Genomic DNA, 22,274 nt, shown 5'->3' on the forward strand with positions numbered 1-22,274 from the left:
GCCAAAGCGCACTTTCGTTGATTTCCCTGAGAGTCCTGGACATAGGTCCACCAGACATTGAGCCTTCCGAGCGGGGTGTGCTGGATGTGGGGGGAAATGGGGAATTCCTCCATATTCCGGTAGATGAAATCGATGAGGTCTTTCTGTTCCGGTTCTCCCCAGAAAAAATCATGAATCAGCCATTCGTAGGGGAAAATACCGGGATGATCGCTATGCTCAACCTCCCGGCAGAGGAAGTGATTGAGGATGTCCGTGGCTTCCAGCAGGATTTTCAGCGTGTGGCAGTATTGCCTGTTGCCTGTTGCCGTGCCAGCCACCATGCACAGCGTCACCCAGACCTCACCCGCGTCCAGAGACCGCAAGGTGGAGGCTTTCAGTTGTTTGCCGCTGGCGGCAGAGGGCGGAACCAGCTTGAGATGAAGGCCCTGCTCCGGATCGATCATCTGGTCCTGAGTGATGACTTCCGCAGTTCCGGTGGTTTTGTTCTCAATCCGGAATTCCATACGCTGGATGTTTTGCAGGGACGGATCGGCATAGCCTGTCAATTGATAGGAATTCGGTCCGCCCACAGAGGTTTGCTTGACGCTGACCGCCACCGGATCAGTGGACGATGTTTTTCCTTCCCAGCGGATGTTGTCCAGCAACACTACTGAATGCAGTTTGCGAAATCCCAATGGTGGCGGTTCTTTCTGATACAGGACCAGAGTAATTTTAACCTGTTTTCCCGCCAAAGATGATACATTGACAGGCAATGACAGCCAGGAACCATGCACCCAATCCGTCGGACTGGTCATGCCCTCCACCGCGTAAGTATAGCCTTGAGGTGGAAAGGGAGAACCAGAGGACCAGGTGAGCCGTGGTAAATCCACTTCCTGAATGAGGGTTGATTCCGGTGAACCGGAGGAAATTTCAAGGCGCAAAGTGTCTCTGGGAGACAGATCTTTTTTGCTGGAGGAATACATGTGTCCTGTTTTCATCAGAATATGATACTCCAGATTCATGGTTTGAGTATATTGAGGCACTGTCAGTGTTTGTGAAACCGGGGTAGTGGTGTTGCCGTAGGCGAGTGATTCCTTGATCAGTTCCAGGGCGGCCATGTGCTGTCCATGGGACGGAATTTGATTTTGATATCGGGTCGTGACACTCAGGGAAGGATCATACCCGCCCATATCCCGTCCGGGTGTCCAACGGCTCAGGTCTCCAGACTCGAAATCATCAATCAGCACCGCCTGGTCCCCTTCCACATGCACCGTGAGGTAGACGGATTTCTGGCGTTGATAAACCTCCTGATTGACCTTGACAGCGAACTCAAAAAAGAAATGTCCTGTCTGGGTAGAATCCGGAGTCCAGGTGAACACGCCATCCCTGAATTCCGGCGGAGTCCCTTGCCTGAGGTTATGACGCAGGGTTAAAAACTCATCCTGATGGTTGCCCAGGGCCTGGAGCAGTTCCTGATGGTTCAGCCGATAATTCAGAACCCCGATTCCTGTTAGGGGATTGAGAATGGTGGGATTGATTTCCACACGGATGGGCATTCCGGGTTTGACCACCAGTTCGTCAGCGGGTAGCGGCATCTGGATGGGCTCATCAGACACATAAATCGGCGGCTGTGGTTTGCCGAACTGCATCGTGAAATGATTGAATTTTACTTCCATGGTGTCCATTTTCTGTAAATCAGAGCAGGACACCATCAGGGTGGTTTCACCTGCCGACGCGGCACCGGGTGCCAGATCCTCAAGGGAGAAGTCCTGTGGTTCTTCTCCGGGATACAGGCGATACGCGTAGATGTCCCCCTTGACACAACGCCGCATGTGAGGAAACACCGGCATGGTGAGGGTCATGTTTCGGGTGGTTTTCAGACCATCGGGTCGAAAAATCATGACGGAATTGTCGCCATTGTGGATCGGGTGATTTCGGTGTCTTCCGGCAGGCTTTCCGGCGAGATGTCCAAGCGGGTGCCATCAGCGAACGCGATGGTTCCGCCTTGTTGTCGGGAAATGGTTTCAGTGGCGATTTCATAAGTTTGTCTATCCGGTTCCGCCACCGCCAGCGTCAATGTCTGGCCGGGCCAGATGGCTCCACCCGGAGTGTGAGCCAACACCTGGAACGTGATGAACCGGGTTTCCTGTTCCTTGAAAGGAACCTGTCCCTGAAAAATGGGGCGGGTGGGGTCGGTCTGATCCGGGACCAGTTCCGTGAGAAAACGGATGGGGGTTTTCCGCTGATCCACTTCCCATAATTCCACTTTGGCGGGAGATCCCTGAATTTCAAGGGAAAACGTGACGGTCATTTCCTGATTGACGGTCAGGAACGTTTCAGAGGCCTGAAGTTTACCCAGCACCAGTGATTGTCTTCCACGCATACGTCCCCTTCATTAAAAATGAATCAACAAACCAATTGGTCTGAGGGATTCATAGCAAAAATATCGCGGGGGACGCAATGGCAAAAATTATCGCTAACAAATTTATCAATGAATCTCCGTCACAATCCTGTTCAGATTCATCACCATCCGGTCAACCACAGACACGGCCATTGTTCCTTTTTGCGAGCTGGCCTGTGCGTCGCCTGCGGTTTGAGCGACTTCATCCAGATGAACATTGATTGTTTTTGTTCCACGGGAAGCCTCCTCCATCCGTTTACTGATTTCATCGTTGGCATAATTTTGGGAAACAATCGCTGTATAGATTTCTCCGGCAATAGCATTCATCTGTTCAATCAACGAACTGACATGCTGAATGGATTCGATGGCAGAATCTGTGTCTTTCTGGATGGTTTTGATTTGCGTTGAAATTTCCTTGGTCGCTTCTGCTGTTTGTGAGGCCAGTGCCTTCACCTCACGGGCAACCACTCCGAATCCCTTTCCAACCTCTCCGGCCCGTGTTGCCTGAATCGTCGCGTTGAGCGCCAGAATATTGGTTTGTTGCGCGATTTTGTGAATCAATTGAATGATTTTACCAATGGCAAGAGAGTTTTTTCCAAGATTGCCGATGATTTTAGATGCTTGTTGAGAAGATTCGACAGCTTCCCCGGAAATGTTATTGCTTCTAATCACCAGGGTTTCACTGGATTTCAGGGACTCTGCCATTTGTTCCACGGAAAAAGCGATAAACTGGATGCTGGATTGAATGTCTTTGGCTTCCAGCATCACCTGTTGCGTTTCAAGAAATGTTTTGGAAGAACCCTGTGCCAATTGTTCGCTCATACCCAGCAAATCCTTGCTGGCATCCCCCAGACGCTGAGAAATGTCGCGAACCTGTTCCTGAAGTCGCCGGTCCCGTTCTTTTCGCTGGCGTTCAAGAGTAATGGTCTGTAACGCAATGGCGGTTCCCAGGAAATTATTTTGATCATCATAAACCGCTGTTGCCTGCAACAGAATCCAATCCTGTCTCAGCGAGACTTCACATTGATAAGGTAATTTTATGGGATCAAGCAAATGAGAGAGCAGTGTTTCATTGTCAAACAACTCCGCAAAAGGCTGTTCTTTATCATTCTTCGGATCAAAATGATCCTGGCAACACATTTTGGATGCTTCAGGGTTCATATAGCTGATTTTACCATCAGGATTCATGAGCACCATGCTGACGGGAGCGTTTTCAACCAGAGCGTTCGTTTGCAACAGCGCGAATTTATGCTTTTCTTCTTCAGTCCGACTCCATTGCTGTCCTGTAATCATCTGGTTCACGCCCAATGATAAACGTGACAACAGAGAGTCTGATAGTTCAGGCGCCCTTATATCCAGATTCCCATTTTCAACTTCTTCAAATGTTTTAAGCAACAGGTTAATATCATTCATCCATTTGAGTGATTGTTCCTTCTCTTTCTGATGCACAGACAAGTCTCGTTCATGAGCGATTTTCAGTTCCTGCTCCATGATACGGATTCCTGTTGCCAGTTGTTCCATCAGCAAATCTTCAAAGGTAGGAATCTCTGTTTCCAGATTCCCTTCCCCCACCTGACGCAGAACCTCCAATAATTGGTTGATATCTTTCTGCAACGCTTTTTGTTTGAGTTGGGTTTCAATGAGCTGAGCTTCACTTTTCATTTTTTCATTTTCGAGATGAACACCGGACTGATTCAGTTCTCTGAGCGCCAATTCTTTTTCCTGCCGGAACAAAATGGCCAGCAAGGTTACAACCAACGGCAATCCGGAGGCACCTGTACTCTGAAATAGCGTGTAATATGCTGAAGAAACATCGACCGAACGTAGCTGTGAAAAATTCAAAATTCCCGAAATTTCTAAAAAATATAAAAAAAGAATGGCAATAGCTGTGATGATCCCCCAGATCACGCCTGATTTATAATTATCCAGCAGAATCACAGCCAGAGGTGTCACACTTAGCCAGCCAATGGCATTGTGTTCAACACCACCCATGGAAAATGCCACCCCCAATAACGTGCAACTTAGTACAAACGCATATAGATGGATTGAGGCTTCTGTTGATCCCAAAACTCGCATCACAACAGGCGACAAAATTGCCAGAACAGCACCCAAAAGCAACACTGTGCCACCAAATTGATTTTTGAATAAAAAACAGATCATGGAATAAACCGGTGCTATCGCCGCAAATATAAGGGTGAATGTCATCAGCATTCGAGCCTTTCGCGCGTCTTCCGGATCATCCAGTTTTTCCTGAGACAGGAGACTGTTTACCCATTCAAGTTTGATCATCATAAGCCGTCCTTCTGGTATGACTGGATTGGAGTGTTTTTAGGGATTGATAATGATTTTGCCGATTTGTTCGTTGGACTCCAGGTATTCAAACGCATCCCTGAATGATTCCAGTTTGAATTTTTTGGCAATGATTGGAACCAGAAGTCCTTGTTCCAGGCCTGTGGCGATGGATTGCACAACTTTTCGCAACTTCTCCAGATCCTGAAACAACGGCATCAAGGTATAGCCTTTAAGGGTCAATTGTTTTTTCATCAGAACACCGGCATGAATATCCATCGGCCGACGGTCAAGCAGACCATAAATAAATATTATTCCATGAGTTGCCGCTGCCGCGATATGATCTTTAACAGTCGGGCCGGCAACAGGATCAAAAATAATTCGGGCACCTTTTCCCTGCGAAATGGCCTTCACCCGCTCTACATAATTGCCATCTTTGATATTTATCACATGCTGGGCTCCGAGCCTGGAAAGAGCTTCCATTTTTGCCGGACTGGTTGTGGTAGCAATTGAAACGCCACCATGCATATTCACAATTTGTATTGCGGCAACTCCGACAGAGCTTGAGGCGGCTGGAATCACAACACAATCACCTTTCTGGATCCGGGCATCTTCAATCAGCGCATCCCAGGCTGTGATATATTGCATCCAGATTCCTCCAGCAATCTCATCATCAATACTGGAGGGGGTGGGCAACAAATGAGATTCAGGGTAAATCCCGTATTCGGCACAACATCCCTGATGACTCGCATTGAAGGACGATGGTAAAATTGCGACACGATCTCCAGGTTTTAAGAATGTGACTTTTGAGCCAACAGCATCGACAATTCCGGCGCCCTCATAGCCAACGCGACTTGGAAATGCAGGCTGAAAAAAATAAAGTCCCTGTCGAAACAGGCTGTCAGCCCGGTTGAGTCCAATGGATGTGATTTTAACACGAACATCCGTTCCCGCTGGATCCGGAAGTGCGTGATCCTCGATCTTCAATACATCCAGACTGCCTTTCTCCTTAAATACCACAACTTTCATGCCGCTCCAGTAGTCAACAAAATTTTAAAAAAACTGAAATTCGAACAAAAGATATGTTTTCATTTCCATTTATCAATAATCTTCCAGAATCACAATGCAACCCTCTTCTAAAAACAACACAATTCACATTTCTACAGTTCAATGTTGCGTTTTCAGGTTAGGCCTTGAAATAATCAGGATAATCTCGTTATGTTTATACAGATCAGAAACAGGCTCTTGCAAGCGGACCTGTTTCTAACTTACCTAACGCAGCTATTGAGGAGAGGATTATGATCATCAAATTTTTGCAGAAACTCAAAGATTATCCTTTCCCGGTCATTGGGGTGATTCTGGTCATTACGATTTTGTTTGCCATCAAGGCCGAAAGCCATCTGATCAACGTGGATGGAGATCTGGTGATTGATAGTTCACTCGATAATTATATCAGCCGGGATTCTGATTCCTATGAATTTTTCAAACAGATGCGGGATGTGTTTGGCAACGAGGAAATGATGATTGTGGCCATGCAACCTCACCCTGAAACCGGATTCAATGTGGAATTTTTTGAAGACATGGAGCAGCTTACCCAGCGTATTCCTAAAGAAGTTCCGGGAGTCATGAGTGTGGTGAGTTTGACCAACACCCCTCAACTGGAAGGCACCTGCGCAGGAAAATCCTATTTGTATTACGAAGAAGCATCGCTCTGCGTCAATATTCTGGAACGCTACCGGATGAATCAGCAATGCGCAGGAAAACCGGATTCTGTTCCGGCTGACAGCAATGGTTCCGCCACCACTGATTTTCTGGAAGCGTCTCCCGTTCTGCTTGGCGATGCGATCACTGAATCCCCGGTCACGACAGATTTTCTGGAAGCGTCTCCTGTCATGCTTGGCGATTCGATGATTGAACCTCCGGTCACGACAGATTTTCTGGAAGAGTCTCCCGTCCTGCTTGATGAAAGCATGTCGTCCACTGTTGACAGCGCTGTTGTCGAGGTTGAACAACCCAAGGTGAAATGTGTGCCGGGACTCTTCCAAAATCCGGATGATTTCAAACAGGAAATGGATCGCCGGGCCAGACAGGCCTATGAGGCACTCAAAGGCAATTCCCTGATTCTTAAAGATCTCATTTCTTCTGATTTCAAAACGGCCTCCATGCTGGTTCAATTTGGCAATGAGATTCCCCCTGAAGCCAAACAAGTACAAATTGCCATGGAAAACCTGCTGGCGGAATATCAGGCCAAAGGCTACCGGCTGGCCTATGCCGGGCAATCGCGTCAACAATATCAGGCCTCCAAAGTGCTGGCGGGAGACATTGTGCGGATCCTGCCCCTGAGTTTACTGCTGATGGTCGGCAGTCTGGCCTTGTCATTCCGTTCAGCCCGGGGCGTTTTGATTCCGTTGGCTGTGATCGCCCTGGGCATGACCTGGACATTTGGTATTTTTTCCATTGTTGGTGAAAATCTGAATCCGGTGACCATGGTTCTACCACCACTGTTGATCTGCGTGGGCAGTGCCTATGTTATTTTTACAGTGAACCAATTTTATCAGGAAATCAAAGCTGGACACAACACGGACCGCCGATCTCTGCTGGATCATACGGTGGCTCATGTGACAGTTCCGTTGTTTGTCACCGCCTTAACAACAGTGGCTGGATTTGCGGCATTGATTGCCAGTCCAATTCCCGCTATCAAAAGCATGGGCTTGTATGCCTGTATCGGAGTGACCATCATTATTGCGCTGTCGTTGACATTGGTACCAGCCATGCTGTCGTTGATGAACATTCCAGTTTACAAGGAACGAGAGCTGAAACCCGGAAAACTGGATGATATGCTGAATTTCATGGCCAATCTGGTTGGAAATTACCCCAAGCACCTGCTCTCCATGTGGATTGGAATCGGCGCATTGGGATTGGTGGGCGTTACCTGGATTGAAGTGAACAGCGAAGGTGGAGCCTTTCCCGCGGACACACCCATCATGCAGGATCTCAAACTGATCGAAGATCAACTTGCCGGAACCAACAGTCTGAGACTGGTGTTCCAGAATGACGCGGATCCACATCAATTAAGAACAGCGGCTATGATGCGAAAACTGGATGTACTCAAACACATGCTCATGGAGCCTGATCCGGAAAGCCCCATTCTAAAAATCGAGGGTTTGCGGATTGATAAAGTCTACACCTTGACCGAGTACCTCAAGTTACGTTATCCGAATTTAGATGAACTGACCGATCGCGGTGTTGAACGATTTATCGAACAACTCAGAGCCAACAAGGGACCCAAATTTATCAGTGACAATAATGAGTTGCTACAGTTGACAGTCCGTCTGCAAACCAGTGGTTCCACTGCGTTTCTGCAATTACGGTCACATCTTGAAAAAATATTGCCTGAAATGTTTCCGGGGTTCACCATCCGTTACACGGGTGGCGGTGTTCTGGCCAGTGAATCAGCGGACAACATCGCCCGCAGTCAGGTCAGCAGTATGCTTCTGGCGTTGACCATCATTTTTGTCATTCTGTCAGCCATGTTCATGTCTGTTAAAATGGGCGTGCTGGCATTGTATCCCAACATTGTGCCCATTCTGGTATTTTTCGGAGTTCTGGGCTGGCTCTCAATTCCGCTGGGTGTGACCATCTCTGTCATTGCCGCGATCGCCCTTGGAATAGGGGTGGATGATACCATTCATTATTTGGCGCATTTCAATGAAAACGTGAAAAAAATGCGTAACGAACGCGAAGCATCCCTGTTCACACTGAGACAGGTGGGGCGTCCAGCCACTTACACGACCGTTTCGCTCTGTCTGGGGTTTGGTGTGTTTATGATGTCAGAAATGGAGACACAGGTTCTCTTCGGCGCTTTGGTCTGCTTCACCTTGCTGGTCTGCTGGATGGCGGACATGAATTTTACACCGGCGATCACCACAAAAACCAAAATCATCACGGCCTGGGACTATGTGGGAATGCAACTCGATGAAGCATTTCTGAAAACTCTGGAAATTTTTCAGGGCATGTCACTCAAGGAAATCAAACTGGCCACGCTGTCAGCCTACACCATTGATTTGGAACCGGGAAAACTGCTGTTCAGGGAGAAGGATTCCGGGTATGAAGCCTATGTCATCATCAAGGGCAAAATTCAGTTGTATCGGGAAGCAGAATTTCATGGCACACAGAAAATCGTTTCAGAACATATTCCCGGTGAAACTCTTGGCGTGCGTGGACTGTTCCGCAAGTCTAAACGGACTACCTCAGCGGTGGCGCTTGAAAACACACAGGTGTTGGTACTCAATGATGATATTCTGAAAAAACTGATGGGACGTTATCCCGACGTAGCGACCCGTCTCTTTAAAAACTTTGCGACCACCCTGGCCAGACCGATCCAGAATGCGGAGCGGCAGGTTGCTTTTAAATATGCCCAGATGCTTGGAGAGTTTGAGGGCGATCCTGAAGCGTATGTTACTTTTCTAACAGAGATCGTGGACAGAATTGTCGCGGATGGCTCTATGAGTCCTCAGGAAAAACAGGAAATTGAAACCATTGTTTATGCCGATGGCAAGGTGACACCGGAAGAACAGACTCAGTTGGATCGTCTCAACGCCTTGATTGATTCGGGGGAACTGGTGGAAGAAGAATCGCTGGAAGATCTGGTGAACGCCATCATCGCCGACGGTGAAATTTCACCGGAAGAACGCAAGGCGCTCAACAAGGCGATTTATGCCGATCACAATGTCAGTGCTGAAGAACAGGCTCAGATTGACCGATTGAACCAGATGATTCAGGACAGAAAGGTGATTGAACACAAACCCGCCTTTGAAAGCATCTTTCAACAAATGACTCCGAGGGAAATTCGCTGGCTTCGGCACACTTTTGAAATCAAACATATTCCTCAGGGAATGCGTGTTTACTCTGAAGGTGATTTTGGCGATTACATGCTGATCGTCATGAACGGAAAATTCAATATCCATGTGAAGGAAAAAGGCCAGGATTACACCATTGCCACCATTTTTGAAGGCGATGTGATCGGTGCGGTATCCATTATTCTTAAAGATTACATAAGGTCTCACAGTGCTTCTGTTCTGGAAGAAGCGGAGGTCATGTTCATGAGTCTCAAAGGTCTGGATCGGTTGGAAAAGACCCATCGCAAACTGGCATCAAAATTTTATTTCAACATGGTGTGCATGTTCTCTGACCGTCTGGAAGAGTGCCTCGATCAATTACAGGGGTAAACTTCATTATCTCAGGGGAAATCGTCCCCTGGAGTCGTTTTCATTTTCCCTTTTCTCTGATTCTTTTTTTGAATATCAAACAGCAGAAAAACCTCACTTTTTCTGAGATTCCAGTTTTTTGAGCCATGCCTTGAGTTCCTCCAGCGAAAGACCTCTGAGCCTGTCTTCAGGAGGCAATCCCTTGAGCCGTTCTTCAGGAGGCAATCCTTTGAGCCTGTCTTCAGGAGGCAATCCCCTGAGACGATCTTCAGGAGACAGGAGGCTAAGATGATCCAGGACATATTCTTTTTGAAAATCCTCGATGGTGTAGGGCATGATTCCCTCCAGATTATAGGTTTCAAATAAACGGTTGATGATCGTGCTGATGTTCGATGAGTGCATCTGATAATGATCCGCGCCATAGCGGACTCTTTCAGCGTTGGCGCTGAATAAATTCCAAATTGCGTTCTGTTCCGCGTTTTCCATTTCGGACAACACAATCACTCGAATCAAGCGTGAACCCCAATTTAAGTCATAAACCCCATTTCTTATTGAGACCAGTTCATTTTGAGTTACCAGTTTCTGCGGAAAGCGGGTGCAAACACCATACAACTGGAAATCTTCTTCCGGAAGCAGTGTGTCCAGCGAAGGACTGACCTGTTTGCGGTAATTCACATAGTGCCCGATCAATTCGTGGAGCGACCAGTCATCCAGAGGTTCCCTCATGGATTTGTAAGTGAGCAAATTGTGAATTTTCAGATTTTCCAGTCCATCTGGTAATTCTTTAAGATCCCCCTCTCCGCACTTGTGCAGGATTACCACATCCAGCAACTGACGCTTGAGCGATAAATCCTTTTCGAGTTCTACCTCATAGGGCGAATCGAGAAAATAATCCCACAAAACCAGTCCGAACAGGCGATGCCAATGTGTCATGTGTCAAATCAGGAATAAAAGGAACAGTACCATCTAATCTCCGGGAATTATGACAATATCAGCCTGAGAGAGCAAGATGGATTTTCCGGGATTCAGTTCTCAAAATGATACCGACCAGATGGATTTTAGCATTGGAGCGCATAATGCCACGACTCTGGTCCGTGTGTTGCCAAGGTGAATTCTTCTTGGTGTATGTGCCTGAAGCGATGACAGTCAGCTATTATGCTCAAAAATATGGTTGAAGCAAAGGGCGCAGTCTATCCCAACACAAAAATTTGAGCGCAAGGAGTGTTAAGACAATTTTGTAAATCAGCCGGAAACGCTGTTCTGACAGATTCCGGACCAGAATGCGTTTTCCCATGTACGTGCCGAGGATTACCGCCAAAATCATACCGATGATCAGTGTGCCATATTCCTGAAACGGGAATTGCCAGATCACACCAAACGCCACAATTTTCATCAAGTGTGTGACTAACTGGCAAGCCGCCTGGGTGGAAACCACAGATTCTCTGGAAAGTGGTTTTTCCAGAAAAAAAGGCGCCAGCAATGGACCGGCACCGCCTGCGATCATGGAAAAAAATCCACACAAACCACCTGCCAACACAAATTCTCTTTGGGGATGTCGCCAGACAAACCGGCGGAAGGGAAAATAAACTACAAACAGAATGAATCCCCCAATGAACAATTTGATATAAACCACATTGGTTTTGCCAATCATCAACAGTCCCAACGCGCCCAAAGGAATCAGTCCAACGCAATATTCAGCGACATATCGCCAGTGGATGGAGCGGAATAAAAAGAGGGATCTGGAAGAATTACTGGCCAACTGGACCACGCCATGCACCGGGAGAACAATCCAGTAATCCATGTACATGAGCATGATCGCGATCAGAGTGAGTCCACCGCCCATACCGACCACGCCTGAAAGCAGGGAGGTTCCCCAGGCCGCAACCATGCTGAGCAGGTCATAAACCCATGAATCAGCTATCATGGGATGATCCATCCAGAGCAGGAGTCGGATTGATGGGGGTTTTTCCACGGGGGATGCTGATGGTCACACACATCTGTTCAGTAGAATTTTGATTGACCTGACATTGACCATCCTGAACCTGAAGGGCCAGATGCACAAAAGGCATGTAAAGCATGGATAATCCGTAATTATCCAGGGGCTGTCTCATGAAGGTATCAAAGTCGAGGGGATCCGCATGAATCTGCTGAATGAGTGGGTCCAGGTCAAAACCGATACGCAGAAAAATGTGGTTGTTTTCAACATCACCTTCAACAGCAAATACTACATTGATGTCCTGTGTTGCGACCAGCGTGAATAAATGCTCCAGCACATAAGTGATGGCTGTTTCAAAGAGCAGGGAATCGGCCAGTACGGCTACAGGATGTCGGGGGAGTGCAACTTTCAGGTTCAAGGGGGCTTCGGGGTGCCGGGTTGTGAAACCGGCAATGCCGTCATGGACGCATTGCTGAAGGAGGAGTTCCTCCAGTTGTGGTTTCAATGTGCCTCGTTGCAATTTGTGAATGTGGAGCAGTAATTCTGAAAAGCGGAAGGTCTGTTCCAGATAAAAATCCGTATGGCGCTGAAAATCATATTGATTCAAGGATCCCTCAGTTGCCATGGATTTCAAATGATTCCAGGCATCAATCATTCTGACACTGTCCCGGAAATAATGAATCAGTGAATAAAAAACGCCCTCACGTTCCTGGGCATATTTTACACTCTCCTGAAGGCGTTCAGAAAGTTGCCGGATTTCATCTTCATATTGTTTCAACCGTCCCAGAAGTTCGGGTGAAGACTGTCGGGCCATATTGTCCTGACGCCGCACGGACCCCAGGCTTGTTTCAAGAAAAACTTCGAGTTGGTGGACAAGCTGGTGCAGAAGATCTTTGGAAAAATCAGAAATTTCGATCACATCCGAAGCGACTTCCACAAAGCCAAGAGGCATCTGGTTGACATCGACGAGAGGGATCATTTGAATCTGGACAATTCCCTGTTTTAAATAACTGTCCAGTTCTTTGAAATAAGTGGTGTTGGAGTTTTCTTTGTGATAGAGGAAGGGCTGTTTTTGTTGAAAGACATGACGTGCGAGTTGATTGGAATCCACTGCGAGTGACGGAAGAGTGATTCTTTTTTTAGGGAAATGCTCATAGTGCCAGTTATTGAAATAAACCCGTACAGAGACGAGCGGATAAATTTCCGGTAAACCAAACATGAAAACCCGGACAAGATCCTGCGTGAGGGTTTTGCCACTGGATTGCCCCCGGATCTGATGCAGTTTTGACAGCAGTTTATAAAAATTTTGTAATAGCTCCTGTGGGTTGTTCATGATCGATCCTCTCATTGTCCATAAACATGAAAACCACCAATAATCATTGGCGGACGATACCTAATTCATCTTCATCAACACAAGTTTTTTATCAGGCTCCAGACTTGCAATGCCCAGTCTGCTGAACCGGGTATGATTACAGCTATAATACAAGGAATGTTATGAAACCAACTCAAGCTTTGCAAACTGTTACCTGCCTTGATTTTGAAGGCGTTCTGATTCCTGAAATCTGGGTTGGACTTGCCCGGCGCACCGGGATTGAGCAACTCAAACTGACAACACGTGATATCGTCGATTATGATGAACTGATGCGTTTACGGCTTAAAGTTCTCGATGAACACAATCTCACACTGAAAGACATTCATGAAGTGGTCAAAACAATGGATCCTCTTGAAGGCGCACTGGATTTTCTGACCTGGTTACGTCAACGGACAGAAGTGATCATTTTATCAGATACCTTCAGGGAATTTGTCGCGCCGTTGCTGGCAAAACTGGGGTATCCTACTATTTTCTGTCATTCGCTGATTCTTGATGACAATCTGAAAATCATCAATTACCAACTGCGCCAGAAAGACCAGAAACGTCATGCGGTTAAAGCGTTGAAAGGCCTCAATTATCAGGTTGTTGCCTCGGGGGATTCCTATAATGACCTCAGTATGCTGGAAGAAGCTCATGCCGGGATCTTTTTTCAACCCACTGAAAAAATCACCAGGGAATATCCTCAGTATCCAGTCACCCGGAATTATGAAGAACTCAAGGCTCGACTCTCTGAGGCCGCTGGACTGAACCACTAACTCAAACCAATTTTTGCTTCAATTTATGAAAAAGGAATGATGTCAGATCACTCGGTCTTGATGGCATTGCTCACCGCAATTGTGGGGACATTGATTGTTCTGTTGCTGTTCAATCGCCAGTTGAAACGCGAAGTACATGCCCGCACAATGCGTATTTCAGAAATTTATAAAGATCTTCAGATGAGCGAAGCCAAGTATCGTTCGCTGTTTTCTGAAAATCACGATGCGATCCTGTTGATTGACATTGATGGACTGAATATCATGGATGCCAATGAGGCCTCAGTCCGGCTTTATGAGTATTCCAGAGAAGAATTACTTAATCTAAATATTCTCCAAATCAGTGCTGAACCTGAAGAGACAAAGATTGCGCTGGAAAATGCCGCCACAGAAACGGGACGGTTTGTGCCCTTGCGCTGGCATCTGAAAAAAAACGGGGTTCGGTTTCCGGTAGAAATATCTCTCATTCCATTTCGCTGGAATCACCAGCAGGTAGTGTGCGCGGTGAATCGGGACATCACGGATCGGATCCGGTATGAAGAAGAAATGAAAATAGCCCGGGAATATGCCGAAAAAGCCAATCAACTCAAATCCCAGTTTCTGGCAAATATGAGCCATGAAATCCGGACACCGATGAATGTGGTGCTGGGCACTGTGGAATTGCTCTCCAGAAGCCATACCACTCCTGAGCAAAAAGAATTTTTAAAGACCATTGAGCAAAGTGGAAATCATCTGCTCGAAATCATCAATGCCATTCTAGATCTCTCGAAACTGGATTCTGGAATAGAGTTGCATGAAACCGTGTTTGATCTGCATGAATGTGTCAGTGCGACACTGCATATGCTCAAAGCCCAGGCTGATAAAAAAAATATTCCGATTGTGTACCGGTTCGGGGCCCACGTTCCCCGCTACATCACAGCCGATCAGACCAGGGTTCGCCAGTTGCTACTCAATCTGGTGGGCAACGCTGTCAAGTTCACCAACACGGGAGAAATCGCGGTTGCCATTATTGTGCAACAACAGCAACAGGACAGGGTGGAACTCCAGTTTTCAGTCAGTGATTCCGGCATCGGGATTCCTGAAGATAAAATCAGTTTATTGTTCAATCCCTTCACTCAGGTAGATTCATCGCTGACCAGGCAGTACAGTGGAACAGGTCTGGGGTTGGCCATTTCCAAACGACTGGCGGAAGCCATGGATGGAAAAATATGGGTGGAAAGCGAACAGGGGAAGGGGTCCATTTTCTTTTTCTGTATCCAGGTCAAGATTCCGGAAACGGTGTTGATCTCCAAAATAACTGAATCAACGGTTGAGCCGGAAGCCAATAATGAGGATATGGTTACTGAGACCATGCGGATTCTTGTGGTGGAAGACAATCCGGATAATCAGACGTTGATTCATCATTTTATCACACTGGCAGGATATAGCGCGGAGTTTGCCGGCAATGGAAAAGAAGCGCTTGAGGCTGTTTCAGGCACCAACTATGATCTGGTGTTGATGGATATTCAGATGCCTGAAATGGACGGATTGGAAGCGACTCGACAGATTCGACAACGGGATCCTGAAAATCCGAAACCATATATTGTGGCCATGACTGCTCACGCAATGGTTGAGCATGAGCGTCAGTGTATTGAAGCCGGAATGAATGATTATCTCAACAAGCCTCTCACCATTGAGTCAATTCAAAAAATCATTCATAAATATCAACAAAAAATAATGGTTCGTCCCTGAATGTCCCAGTCTGTTAAAAAACTCCATATACTGACCAATTTCATTTGCCTGCCTTGCGGAAAACACCATCGTTTTGAAACGGGTGTTGATATTTCATTGTATCTGGATCTGCCCAATGATGGAACGTGGCATGAACTGATTGATCAGATGCCAGAGTTTGTTGAATTGCTGGAGCAGGATGAATTTATGATGCCGTTTTTTCTGAGGTTCCTCCAAGAACATGAAGAGCATGACATTCGTTTTCTCAACACCTTGGTTCATGATATGAACGATCTTGTGGAATTGAGACAACAGCATCTCGAGCAAATGATCAGGACTTATGAAACCTGGCAACAGGTGCAGTCACAGTTGACTTCCCTGCATATTCAGGCAACGGCTAAATCGTTGCATTTCAATGTAAAATTATCGGCGTCTCCTGTTCGTTATTCCTTCAGACAAATTCGGGAATCGTGATTTTCAGCGTCATGCCCTGCCCCTGTTCACTTTCAATCTCCAGAGAGCCACCCAGTTCTTCTACGGCAACCTGCACCGCATTCATACCAATTCCCCGTCCTGAGAGATCGGTGACTTCCTCCGCTGTGCTGAACTCCGGAAGCATCAGAATTTTCCAGAGTTCTCCCTTGGCGCTCAATGATTCAATCTGTGCCTGATCCACGATGTTCTGCTGTTTCGCTTTTTTCAGGATGTTCTCATAATTCAGTCCCTGTCCATCATCAGAGAGATGAATCATCAACTGATTGTTTTCTGTGAAAGCGTAAAACTGAATCAGCCCTGTCTCCTCCTTGTCTTGCCGCAATCGGTCTTCAGGCAGTTCAATTCCATGGTCCACAGAATTGCGGATCACATGGACCAGCGGAGCGCTCAGGGCTTCAAAAATCTGCTTTGAAACCAGAATGTTGTCACCAGTCGCCAGGAATTTCACTTTTTTCCCCAAAGTTTCACTCAATCTGCGAATTTCATCATTCCACCCCTTGATCATGGCTCGCAAGGGCAGAGTTTCCAGTTGATTCACCAGTTGACGTAGCTGTTCAAGGTTTTCTGTTTCTGCCGCCTGTTTCAGCATTTGGAAGCGTTCAGGAGAGAGCACAATACCTGTCAACCTTGCTTTCAAATCATCACTCATGCTGTCCAGTAACATGTGAGCGGAATTCATGTGTTTTGCCAGTTCCTGTCTCATATGAAAATATTTATCAGTGTTGCTTTTCTGTTGCCGGACATCTTTCAGATAATCTTCCAGATGATGGGCAAGATCCTTGATTTCAGTGAGTTCAAACATGCCGCAACTGCCTTTGAGACTATGAATATCACGAACCAGTTGAGTCATGAACTCTGAAGCAGGCTGATTGCCACTGTCCATATATTTCTCAAATAGGCTCAACTGATACAGCGATTCATCCATCAACTGTAAGACATTGATATACGCATCAGGATTATCATATATTTTTTGCATAACCCGGCGCTCTGTTTCGAGATGTTCACTTTTTCGGGACAAGGCCAGTTTTTCCGTGATATCCTCCAGTCCGATATCAACCGCGAGGATATCACCTGCCGGGCTAAAGCAGGGGTAATAGGACAAAACCAGAGTCTGTGTTTCCTGTTGAGCGTTAATCAGGGTGGTCTGATGCGGGAACAATTCCGCGATTTGTTTGAAATCCATCAGGGTGTCTTCATAGAGCAGGGGATAAACCTGTACCCAGTCTTGTTTGGCAGTGAGATCATTTTGAAACATCAATTCATGAAACGGCTGTCCAGCGATACGGCTCACGTTGAAATATTTCATGAATTGTGTCGAAAACTCATTGGTGATGTTTCCATCCCTGTCCACTTTGACCAGGCCCTGAGGGGTGTGCTGAAGCACTTCACTGAGGCGGCGGGTGATCATCTGCAGGCGTTCTGATGATTCTCTGAACAGGAGCTTCCATAAACGGGGGGTTTTATTGACGACCTCCATGAAAAATTTTCGTTCAATCCTCAACACTCTGCTGAAGGTGAGGGTTCTGACAGTTGCGGAGGCCTTGAATTCGCCGCGCAAACAGGACATTTCGCCAAAGCATTCATTGCGTCCCCTCACAGCGACCAGTTCATTGTTGACATAAATTTCCACGTTGCCTTCTTCCAGATAATACACAGCATCCGCTGTTTGATCCTGTGTGAGCAGATTCATCCCCGGTTTCACGAGGCGTTCCTGCATTTTTTGCGCAAGCCCCAACAAATCAATGGGTGCCAGTTCTTTGAATAAGGGCACATTTTTCAGCAGTTCGACTCTGGCGTTCTGTTTTTTGAGTTCATCCTCACGTTTGATGTCATTGAGTTGAACCATATTGGCCAGGACCGAACCATACCGCTGGGTAATCTGATGGAGTTTCTGCTGAGATTCATCATCCAGTAAATCCGTATGGTTTGCCATTTCCTGCTGAATTTTCTCCCATAAATCTCTAATATTTTCGGGCAGTACCAGCCCGTTTTTTTCAAAAGCCATAATTCGGTTTGCCTCCATTCAGGGCGTGTTTGTTTCTGGATAGTCCCGGAATAATACGGGAATCATCACAGAATCAATGACAAGATGAGTTCCTTCTTCATTCAACCGATCCAGCAGTAAAAACCTGGGCATATCGGCCAGTAAAATTTCACCATGAGAGGTGGTTTGTACCAGACAGGACTCATCGGCATCCAACCATACCCCATCCCTCAGCATGGTGTCCTGACGTCCATTATTCAAGGCAATGAGGGGCAATTCATTTTTTAAAAATTGAATCTGAAGTCCACGCATCGGGGTTCTTTCACATTGAAGGTAGCATTTATCCCAACGAGACTCGACATAGTATTCGACATAGTAACGCCCAATTTCCGGTTCGTAGTTCAAATTGGAAACAAACTGTTCAAAAACCTTGCCTTCAATGCGTTGGTTTTTCAGGCTCCATTGCTGATTTCGATCCACAAAAATAAATTCATAATACCAGGACATGATTTTTTGTGGATCGAAAGCACCCGAATGTCTCAGTTCACGTGCCATGGGGATTGGGAAATACATCCCGCCAGGCAGTTGGTCTTTGAATTGAAACAATTGATGAATGACGTGTTGAACGGCAGAATCGTCCAGCATTCCGTTGACAGCCAGAGTGTCCCGATGTGATGCAATGGCTAAATCCAAAAAACGCTCTTCCTGTAGAAAAAACAGAAAAATGTCATGCTGACGTAGAATATCAATGGTTTCCCTGATATCCATAGCTTTATACCTCCCTATCGTGACATGTTAAACCCCAAGGTTCATCATCTCGTAAAATATTTACTTCTGAATCGTTATCTTAAAATTGACAAAATCTGTCCTAAAAAGCAAAAATATCATGAGTCCTTCATCGTAAACACGAAGGGAGGATGGCCTTATCCCAAATTTTAACAGTTTTTGAACCATGTCTCATTTTTTTTGCAGAAAAATATTGATCTGGATAACAGGAATCACACTGTTCAGTTATATGTCTGCACAAGCCCAGAAGTCACCAGAAATCTCAGAAAATTCTGTAGAGTTTTTTGATCAGGATCCGTTTGAATCGTCCAAATCCAATTCTCCAACGGATCCATCTCTCGGGTTGGAAGAAGATCCGTTTGCCACGTCACCTGAAAAAAGTGAGCCATCCCCTGGTTTTGAGGAAGACCCCTTCACCAAACAACCCGCAAGCAATACGCCACCATTATTACCCAAACCTGATTTGCCGGAGGACAAGAATCAAAGTCCATCGGTTTCCAAAGATACGGGTCTGGCTGGAACACCAACGGAATATACGCCAAGATTTTCATTCAGTCACAAATACCGTGTATTGGGCGGGTTTACAGAAACGCATGGTCTGATTTCTATTGAAAACCAGGATTTTATCATCAAGGAACTCCGTCTGATCACATCCTATCAGCAAACAATCCGTATCCGAACGTCAGCAAATTTTTATAACTATGTCCGGATCAATGTAACATTCGCTCAGAATTATGACACCCATAACCAACAATATGTCGATAACCAATCGGCTTTGAGGGAAATTTATTTCAATTATCAATTTGATGAACATCAGATTCGTGCGGGTTCTCAGGTCTTTCGTTTGGGCAAGGTCGATTTCGACAGTGTCATTGATAATCTGAATCCAACCAACTTCAATATCCTGAACACGCTGGATCCTGATTCAGGAAAAAAATCCCTGACCGCAATACGTTACAATTGGTACAAGCATAAACGGTCCTTCACCGTTTATCTGGATCCGCTCCAGCAAAAAACGCCGGGTATGGAATATACTGATTTCCGGGACGATTCGCAAAAGCGTGAGCGGGGTGAGCGTCCGGACAGCAAATCGTTCATCCGGGATTATTTTGGACTGCAATATGAATGGCTTGGTCACTGGGACACGCGTATTTCATTTTTTCACTGGTTTGACACGGACAATGACATTTCATGGGAATATATCCGTAACGCACAGGAAGATGATCAATTTTTGGTGGGCAAAAACGCCCTAACTCATTTTGTGGAAACTTTTTATGAAAAAGAATCCATCAGCAATTTTGCTACGCTGGAGACAGACACCACCTTTGGCAGTTATGTCTGGAAATTTGAAGCAGGGTTGTTTGACCGAAAAAACTTTTATCACCTCAATCGTCTTCATTCTGATTATCTGATTTTTGATACAGTCCGTGTGCCTTATGTGGCATCCTCCACCTCCATCGAACGACTGTTTTCCAAGTTATTTCTCATGGGGATTGTTTCATATCGTCATTTGTTCGGGGTTCCTGAAGACACGCATATTCTGATGTTTGAAAATTATGAAGCCCCGCTGGATCAGAAACGGGATCTGGAACGCTTTCAGATGACAGGCGTATTGATCTGGGACATGACCAGTCAATGGAAAGTGAATCTGGCAGGATTTCAGAGCACACCGTTTGCTGTCAAGGGCGTGATGAACAATTGGATCTGGAATCGACAGGAATATAATTCTCAATGGCAGATCAAACTCCTTCATGGAGAAACAGATGAACAAAAAATGTTGAATAAAAAAATCTTTTCAAATCAGTTTTTTGTTGTTTATCAACGTGTTTTTACAGAACTTTAAAAAAACGGGTTTTTCAGCGCTCGTTCCTTGGATTTACTGAGTGTGGAAGGCTGGAAAAAATGTTGCGTCTTTCCTTGAATTAATTATTCTCCAAACGATCCGGTCATTATAACTACTTGTGTTCAAGGGGGCTTCGTGTCTGAAATAAGTACTACATTAATCAAGCAGACTCAAACCGCACGGCAGGCCTCAACCCTGCTGGGCATACTTTCAGATCAGCAAAGAAACCAGGTGCTTCTTGCTATCGCCGAACAGTTGAGACAGCATACTGCGGATATTATCAGCGAAAATCAAAAAGATCTGGAGCACGCCCAAACCATGGTTCACGAGGGCAAACTATCCCAGAGTTCGTATCAACGATTGATTCTGACACCCAAAAAAGTCGAACAGATGGCGCAAAACATGGAAAGTGTCGCCAAACTTTCGGATCCCTTGGGCAAGATCCAGATGGCTACGATGCTGGATGACGGACTTGAACTGTATCGTGTGACGTATCCCATCGGTGTGATATTGATTATTTTTGAATCAAGACCTGAAGTCATGATGCAGATCACTGCCTTGACCCTCAAATCAGGCAATGCCGCCATCCTCAAGGGCGGTACAGAAGCAAGATATTCCAACCGGATTTTATATGATCTGATTCAACAGGTGCTGAAGCGCTTTGAGTATATTCCTGAAGGGGCAGTGAATCTGGTGCAAACACGTGAAGAAATCGCTGAACTCGTTCAACTCAGTGAGTGGATTGATCTGATTATTCCGAGGGGGAGCAATTCATTGGTGCAACATATTCAGGCGCATTCAAGAGTTCCAGTGTTGGCACATGCGGATGGCATTTGCCACGTGTTCCTCGATGAATATGCTGAACCACAAAAAAGCACATCACTGGTGATTGATGCGAAAACTGAATATCCGGCGGTTTGTAACGCAATGGAAACGTTGTTGGTACACACCGGTTTTTCATCTGCAACTCTCGCATCAATTTTACAAAAATTGCAGGAGGCTAATGTCGAATTGAGATTGTGTGAAGCGACCATGAACCGACTCAACCTTCAGGAATTAAAACCATGTGTGAAAGCGACAACAGAGGATTGGCAAACGGAATATACCGATCTGATTCTGTCCGTCAAAACGGTAGGATCTTTACAGGAGGCGATTGATCATATCAATCTGTATGGGTCAAAACACACGGACTGTATTGTGACTGAAAATGCTGAAAATGCTGAAAAATTTATGAATACAGTCGATTCGTCCAGTGTCTTCTGGAATGCGTCAACGCGATTTGCGGATGGCTTTCGTTATGGTTTTGGTGCGGAAGTCGGCATCAGCACCAGCAAGACTCATGCGCGAGGTCCTGTGGGACTGGATGGACTCGTGATTTATAAATACAAACTGTATGGAACGGGGCAATGTGTGGCAACATACAATAAAGGAGGAAAGCCTTATCGTCATACCACTATTGACACAACCAGTTCTTCCTGGAAATTTCCCTCACAACCATAAGCGGTCTATCAATTTTACGG

15 protein-coding genes are annotated in these 22,274 nt (G+C 46.1%); 6 read left to right on the plus strand and 9 right to left on the minus strand.

Annotated elements, in window-relative coordinates; genetic code table 11:
- From HQM11_03040 to HQM11_03055, 4 genes are all read right to left on the minus strand, one after another.
- On the minus strand, positions 1-1,880 hold a 1,880-nt coding region (locus HQM11_03040; protein ID MBF0349976.1), incomplete at its 3' end, for a hypothetical protein.
- Positions 1,877-2,362 (minus strand): hypothetical protein, encoded by a 486-nt coding sequence (locus tag HQM11_03045; protein MBF0349977.1) that lies wholly within the window; start codon positions 2,360-2,362, stop codon positions 1,877-1,879. The genes HQM11_03040 and HQM11_03045, both read right to left, overlap by 4 nt.
- 105 nt (positions 2,363-2,467) lie before the next feature.
- Complete coding sequence (locus HQM11_03050) at positions 2,468-4,672, minus strand: hypothetical protein (GenBank protein MBF0349978.1); 2,205 nt, start codon at positions 4,670-4,672, stop codon at positions 2,468-2,470.
- A gap of 36 nt (positions 4,673-4,708) precedes the next feature.
- Positions 4,709-5,698, minus strand: coding sequence for a zinc-dependent alcohol dehydrogenase family protein (locus HQM11_03055; GenBank protein MBF0349979.1), 990 nt, complete (start codon positions 5,696-5,698; stop codon positions 4,709-4,711).
- A gap of 269 nt (positions 5,699-5,967) precedes the next feature.
- On the opposite strand from HQM11_03055, the gene HQM11_03060 reads away from it, so the two are divergent.
- Positions 5,968-9,897, plus strand: a complete 3,930-nt coding sequence (locus HQM11_03060; GenBank protein ID MBF0349980.1) for an MMPL family transporter — start codon at positions 5,968-5,970, stop codon at positions 9,895-9,897.
- A gap of 93 nt (positions 9,898-9,990) precedes the next feature.
- On the opposite strand, the gene HQM11_03065 is transcribed toward HQM11_03060, so the two are convergent.
- The 3 genes from HQM11_03065 to HQM11_03075 all read right to left on the minus strand — a co-directional run bounded on the left by HQM11_03065 (position 9,991) and on the right by HQM11_03075 (position 13,145).
- Complete coding sequence (locus tag HQM11_03065; GenBank protein MBF0349981.1) at positions 9,991-10,809, minus strand: hypothetical protein; 819 nt, start codon at positions 10,807-10,809, stop codon at positions 9,991-9,993.
- Between the two features lie 226 nt (positions 10,810-11,035).
- Positions 11,036-11,800 (minus strand): sulfite exporter TauE/SafE family protein, encoded by a 765-nt coding sequence (locus HQM11_03070; GenBank protein ID MBF0349982.1) that lies wholly within the window; start codon positions 11,798-11,800, stop codon positions 11,036-11,038.
- A complete protein-coding gene (locus HQM11_03075) occupies positions 11,790-13,145 on the minus strand; it encodes a hypothetical protein (protein MBF0349983.1) in 1,356 nt (451 codons plus the stop codon). Before HQM11_03075 ends, HQM11_03070 begins: the two co-directional genes overlap by 11 nt.
- A gap of 161 nt (positions 13,146-13,306) precedes the next feature.
- Between HQM11_03075 and thrH the strand changes: the two genes are divergently transcribed.
- Genes thrH through HQM11_03090 form a run of 3 tightly spaced genes read left to right on the plus strand, consistent with a single transcriptional unit; the run spans position 13,307 to position 16,120 of the window.
- A complete protein-coding gene (thrH, locus tag HQM11_03080; GenBank protein ID MBF0349984.1) occupies positions 13,307-13,939 on the plus strand; it encodes a bifunctional phosphoserine phosphatase/homoserine phosphotransferase ThrH in 633 nt (210 codons plus the stop codon).
- 36 nt (positions 13,940-13,975) lie between these two features.
- A complete protein-coding gene (locus tag HQM11_03085; protein ID MBF0349985.1) occupies positions 13,976-15,667 on the plus strand; it encodes a response regulator in 1,692 nt (563 codons plus the stop codon).
- A complete protein-coding gene (locus tag HQM11_03090; protein ID MBF0349986.1) occupies positions 15,668-16,120 on the plus strand; it encodes a hypothetical protein in 453 nt (150 codons plus the stop codon). It abuts the gene before it with no gap.
- Here the strand turns inward: HQM11_03090 and HQM11_03095 are convergent.
- Complete coding sequence (locus tag HQM11_03095) at positions 16,098-18,146, minus strand: cyclic nucleotide-binding domain-containing protein (GenBank protein ID MBF0349987.1); 2,049 nt, start codon at positions 18,144-18,146, stop codon at positions 16,098-16,100. The genes HQM11_03090 and HQM11_03095 overlap by 23 nt on opposite strands.
- 18 nt (positions 18,147-18,164) lie before the next feature.
- On the minus strand, positions 18,165-18,893 hold the full coding sequence (locus tag HQM11_03100; protein ID MBF0349988.1) for a hypothetical protein: 729 nt from the start codon (positions 18,891-18,893) through the stop codon (positions 18,165-18,167).
- Positions 18,894-19,140: 247 nt separating this feature from the next.
- Here HQM11_03100 and HQM11_03105 point away from each other — a divergent pair, with 247 nt between their 5' ends.
- Positions 19,141-20,754 carry a hypothetical protein gene (locus HQM11_03105; GenBank protein ID MBF0349989.1) on the plus strand — a complete coding sequence of 538 codons (1,614 nt, stop codon included), beginning with the start codon at positions 19,141-19,143 and terminating at the stop codon, positions 20,752-20,754.
- Between the two features lie 144 nt (positions 20,755-20,898).
- On the plus strand, positions 20,899-22,254 hold the full coding sequence (locus HQM11_03110; GenBank protein MBF0349990.1) for a glutamate-5-semialdehyde dehydrogenase: 1,356 nt from the start codon (positions 20,899-20,901) through the stop codon (positions 22,252-22,254).
- Positions 22,255-22,274: the final 20 nt, after the last annotated feature.

The organism is SAR324 cluster bacterium, assembly GCA_015232315.1.
Classification (GTDB): Bacteria; SAR324; SAR324; order SAR324; family NAC60-12; genus JADFZZ01.